The 5444-nt window shown below is 54.9% G+C and carries 3 rRNA genes; all 3 read right to left on the reverse strand.

Features of this window, described 5'->3' with window-relative positions:
- Positions 1–8: 8 nt before the first annotated feature.
- Positions 9–125 (reverse strand): 5S ribosomal RNA (gene rrf / locus Q9S71_RS15075).
- Positions 126–223: 98 nt separating this feature from the next.
- Positions 224–3330: ribosomal RNA gene (locus Q9S71_RS15080) — 23S ribosomal RNA — on the reverse strand.
- 377 nt (positions 3331–3707) lie between these two features.
- Positions 3708–5230: ribosomal RNA gene (locus Q9S71_RS15085) — 16S ribosomal RNA — on the reverse strand.
- The 16S, 23S and 5S rRNA genes sit together here, the layout of an rRNA operon.
- Positions 5231–5444 lie beyond the last annotated feature (214 nt).

Raw genomic sequence — 5444 nt, forward strand, 5'->3', positions numbered from 1 at the left:
CGAAAGAAGTCCGGCGGTGTCCTACTCTCCCACAGGGTCCCCCCTGCAGTACCATCGGCGCTGTGAGGCTTAGCTTCCGGGTTCGGAATGTGACCGGGCGTTTCCCTCACGCTATGGCCGCCGAAACACTATTGATGTTTCAGTCTGCACAACGATTGTTCGTTATGCGGTTCTCGACCGTACATCGAGAACCACTCAGTGGACGCAAGCACCTAAACGGTGTGTTATCAAGTCATCGGCTTATTAGTACCGGTCAGCTTCACGTGTTACCACGCTTCCACATCCGGCCTATCAACCCAGTAGTCTGGCTGGGAGCCTCTCACCCGAAGGTATGGAAATCTCATCTTGAGGCCGGCTTCCCGCTTAGATGCTTTCAGCGGTTATCCATCCCGAACGTAGCTAACCAGCGGTGCTCTTGGCAGAACAACTGGCACACCAGAGGTTCGTCCAACCCGGTCCTCTCGTACTAGGGTCAGATCCTCTCAAATTTCCTACGCGCGCAGCGGATAGGGACCGAACTGTCTCACGACGTTCTAAACCCAGCTCGCGTACCGCTTTAATGGGCGAACAGCCCAACCCTTGGGACCTACTCCAGCCCCAGGATGCGACGAGCCGACATCGAGGTGCCAAACCATGCCGTCGATATGGACTCTTGGGCAAGATCAGCCTGTTATCCCCGAGGTACCTTTTATCCGTTGAGCGACAGCGCTTCCACAAGCCACTGCCGGATCACTAGTCCCGACTTTCGTCCCTGCTCGACCTGTCAGTCTCACAGTCAAGCTCCCTTGTGCACTTACACTCGCCACCTGATTGCCAACCAGGTTGAGGGAACCTTTGGGCGCCTCCGTTACTTTTTGGGAGGCAACCGCCCCAGTTAAACTACCCACCAGGCACTGTCCCTGAACCGGATTACGGTTCGAAGTTAGATATCCAGAGTGACCAGAGTGGTATTTCAACAATGACTCCACGGTAACTGGCGTCACCGCTTCATAGTCTCCCACCTATCCTACACAAGCCACACCGAACACCAATACCAAGCTGTAGTAAAGGTCACGGGGTCTTTCCGTCCTGCTGCGCGTAACGAGCATCTTTACTCGTAATGCAATTTCGCCGAGTTCGCGGTTGAGACAGTTGGGAAGTCGTTACGCCATTCGTGCAGGTCGGAACTTACCCGACAAGGAATTTCGCTACCTTAGGATGGTTATAGTTACCACCGCCGTTTACTGGGGCTTAAATTCTCAGCTTCGCCTTGCGGCTAACCGGTCCTCTTAACCTTCCAGCACCGGGCAGGCGTCAGTCCGTATACATCGTCTTGCGACTTGGCACGGACCTGTGTTTTTAGTAAACAGTCGCTACCCACTAGTCTCTGCGGCCACCACACCCTTTCCGGAGCAAGTCCGTATAAGTGGATGGCCCCCCTTCTCCCGAAGTTACGGGGGCATTTTGCCGAGTTCCTTAACCACGATTCTCTCGATCTCCTTGGTATTCTCTACCTGACCACCTGAGTCGGTTTGGGGTACGGGCAGCTAGAACCTCGCGTCGATGCTTTTCTTGGCAGCATAGGATCACCCACTTTTTATCCGCATCGTGTCTCAGCCTGAATGAGAGACGGATTTGCCTATCTCTCGGCCTACGCACTTGCCCCGGGACAACCATCGCCCGGGTTGGGCTACCTTCCTGCGTCACACCTGTTAATACGCTAGCCGCACCAGAACGGGTTCGAGCGTTAGACCGGCCGGCTTCACCCCGAAGGGATCCACTCAGCCGGGTTAGGACTCTTAGCACTACTGGATTAGCTGGGGCGGTTCTTCGCCGGTACGGGAATATCAACCCGTTGTCCATCGACTACGCCTGTCGGCCTCGCCTTAGGTCCCGACTTACCCAGGGAAGATTAGCTTGACCCTGGAACCCTTGGTCTTTCGGAGGACGTGTTTCTCACACGTCTTTCGCTACTCATGCCTGCATTCTCACTCGTGTAGCCTCCACGGCTGGTTCACACCGCCGCTTCGCTGGCCACACGACGCTCTCCTACCCATCAACACGGCTGGACCACGAAGGCCTACCAATAATGTCAATGCCACAACTTCGGTGGCGTGCTTGAGCCCCGTTACATTGTCGGCGCGGAATCACTTGACCAGTGAGCTATTACGCACTCTTTCAAGGGTGGCTGCTTCTAAGCCAACCTCCTGGTTGTCACAGCAACTCCACATCCTTTCCCACTTAGCACGCGCTTTGGGACCTTAGTTGGTGGTCTGGGTTGTTTCCCTCTCGACTATGAAGCTTATCCCCCACAGTCTCACTGCTGCGCTCTCACTTACCGGCATTCGGAGTTTGGCTGACGTCAGTAACCTTGTAGGGCCCATCGGCCATCCAGTAGCTCTACCTCCGGCAAGAAACACGCAACGCTGCACCTAAATGCATTTCGGAGAGAACCAGCTATCACGAAGTTTGATTGGCCTTTCACCCCTATCCACAGCTCATCCCCTCAGTTTTCAACCTAAGTGGGTTCGGCCCTCCACGACGTCTTACCGTCGCTTCAGCCTGGCCATGGATAGATCACTTCGCTTCGGGTCTAGGACATGCGACTGAATCGCCCTATTCAGACTCGCTTTCGCTACGGCTACCCCACACGGGTTAACCTCGCCACATATCGCTAACTCGCAGGCTCATTCTTCAAAAGGCACGCTGTCACACCTACCAGGGGTGCTCCAACGGTTTGTAAGCAAACGGTTTCAGGTACTATTTCACTCCCCTCCCGGGGTACTTTTCACCTTTCCCTCACGGTACTTGTCCGCTATCGGTCATCTGGGAGTATTTAGGCTTATCAGGTGGTCCTGACAGATTCACACGGGATTTCTCGGGCCCCGTGCTACTTGGGATACTCTTCGCGTCAAGAGAAGCATTTCGACTACGGGGTTGGCACCCTCTATGACCCGCCTTTCAATGCGGTTCGTCTATACCTTCTTGTAACGCCGACAGATCGGCAGAACTGTCTGAAAAGTCCCACAACCCCCAACGTGCAACGCCTGCCGGCTATCACACACGCTAGGTTTAGCCTGTTCCGGTTTCGCTCGCCACTACTAACGGAATCGCGGTTGCTTTCTCTTCCTGTGGGTACTGAGATGTTTCACTTCCCCACGTTCCCTCTACCCGCCCTATATATTCAGGCGGGAGTCACCAGGTACGCACGCGCCCTGGCGGGGTTTCCCCATTCGGACATCCTCGGATCAAAACTTGCTTATCAGTTCCCCGAGGCTTATCGCAGATTGCTACGTCCTTCTTCGGCTCCAGATGCCAAGGCATCCACCGTTTGCTCTTAAAGACTTGAAATCACATGAGTTGAATCGTCAATTCGAAATTGACTAATGATCTTTAAGATCATCTATCACGAACCGATCCCTAAAGATCAGCTCGCAAGATGCTCGCGTCCACTGTGTAGTTCTCAAAGTACGGGCGGTACCTCCCTCGCCACCAGCCACAGCCGGCACAAGAAAGGCCCAGAGGTTCGGACTCATCATCCGGTCCCTCAGGACCCAACAGCGTGCAGGTGGAAGAAACCTCACCCCGAACCGTTCCAGACCCGAAGGCCGTACTAACTCCGGAGGTCACCCTCCCCCACCTCGTCAAATGTTCCACCCATGAGCTCCGGTCGAGAACATTCGTCTCGAAACCGGCTCTGTCACTCCGAAGAGTGCAGTGCTCCTTAGAAAGGAGGTGATCCAGCCGCACCTTCCGGTACGGCTACCTTGTTACGACTTAGTCCTAATTACCGATCCCACCTTCGACGGCTCCCTCCACAAGGGTTGGGCCACCGGCTTCAGGTGTTACCGACTTTCATGACTTGACGGGCGGTGTGTACAAGACCCGGGAACGTATTCACCGCAGCGTTGCTGATCTGCGATTACTAGCGACTCCGACTTCATGAGGTCGAGTTGCAGACCTCAATCCGAACTGGGACCGGCTTTTTGGGATTCGCTCCACCTCGCGGTATTGCAGCCCTTTGTACCGGCCATTGTAGCATGCGTGAAGCCCAAGACATAAGGGGCATGATGATTTGACGTCATCCCCACCTTCCTCCGAGTTGACCCCGGCAGTATCCCATGAGTTCCCACCATTACGTGCTGGCAACATAGAACGAGGGTTGCGCTCGTTGCGGGACTTAACCCAACATCTCACGACACGAGCTGACGACAACCATGCACCACCTGTTTACGAGTGTCCAAAGAGTTGACCATTTCTGGCCCGTTCTCGTATATGTCAAGCCTTGGTAAGGTTCTTCGCGTTGCATCGAATTAATCCGCATGCTCCGCCGCTTGTGCGGGTCCCCGTCAATTCCTTTGAGTTTTAGCCTTGCGGCCGTACTCCCCAGGCGGGGAACTTAATGCGTTAGCTGCGTCACGGAATCCGTGGAATGGACCCCACAACTAGTTCCCAACGTTTACGGGGTGGACTACCAGGGTATCTAAGCCTGTTTGCTCCCCACCCTTTCGCTCCTCAGCGTCAGTAACGGCCCAGAGATCTGCCTTCGCCATCGGTGTTCCTCCTGATATCTGCGCATTCCACCGCTACACCAGGAATTCCAATCTCCCCTACCGCACTCTAGTCTGCCCGTACCCACTGCAGACCCGAGGTTGAGCCTCGGGATTTCACAGCAGACGCGACAAACCGCCTACGAGCTCTTTACGCCCAATAATTCCGGATAACGCTTGCGCCCTACGTATTACCGCGGCTGCTGGCACGTAGTTAGCCGGCGCTTTTTCTGCAGGTACCGTCACTTTCGCTTCTTCCCTGCTAAAAGAGGTTTACAACCCGAAGGCCGTCATCCCTCACGCGGCGTTGCTGCATCAGGCTTTCGCCCATTGTGCAATATTCCCCACTGCTGCCTCCCGTAGGAGTCTGGGCCGTGTCTCAGTCCCAGTGTGGCCGGTCACCCTCTCAGGCCGGCTACCCGTCGACGCCTTGGTGAGCCATTACCTCACCAACAAGCTGATAGGCCGTGAGCCCATCCCAGACCGAAAAATCTTTCCAACTGCTGACCATGCGATCGCAGCTCATATCCGGTATTAGACGCCGTTTCCAGCGCTTATCCCAGAGTCAGGGGCAGGTTGCTCACGTGTTACTCACCCGTTCGCCACTGATCCACAGAGCAAGCTCTGCTTCACCGTTCGACTTGCATGTGTTAAGCACGCCGCCAGCGTTCATCCTGAGCCAGGATCAAACTCTCCGTAAAAGAAAAATACTGACAACGACCGGAATAGGCCGAAGCAGCGAGTTTGAACTGACCAAAAAGATAAATCATTGCTGACTATCCATCGCCGACACCGAAATGCCGGACTTTGATCCAAAGGAATCTCACCTCAGCCGAAGCCGAGATCGAGGTTATTTGGCATTTGACAAGTGCACGCTGTTGAGTTCTCAAGGATCGGATGCTCCCACACCACCCC

Origin of the sequence: Microbacterium gawkjiense (assembly GCF_031932225.1) — a bacterium.
Taxonomy (GTDB): domain Bacteria; phylum Actinomycetota; class Actinomycetes; order Actinomycetales; family Microbacteriaceae; genus Microbacterium; species Microbacterium gawkjiense.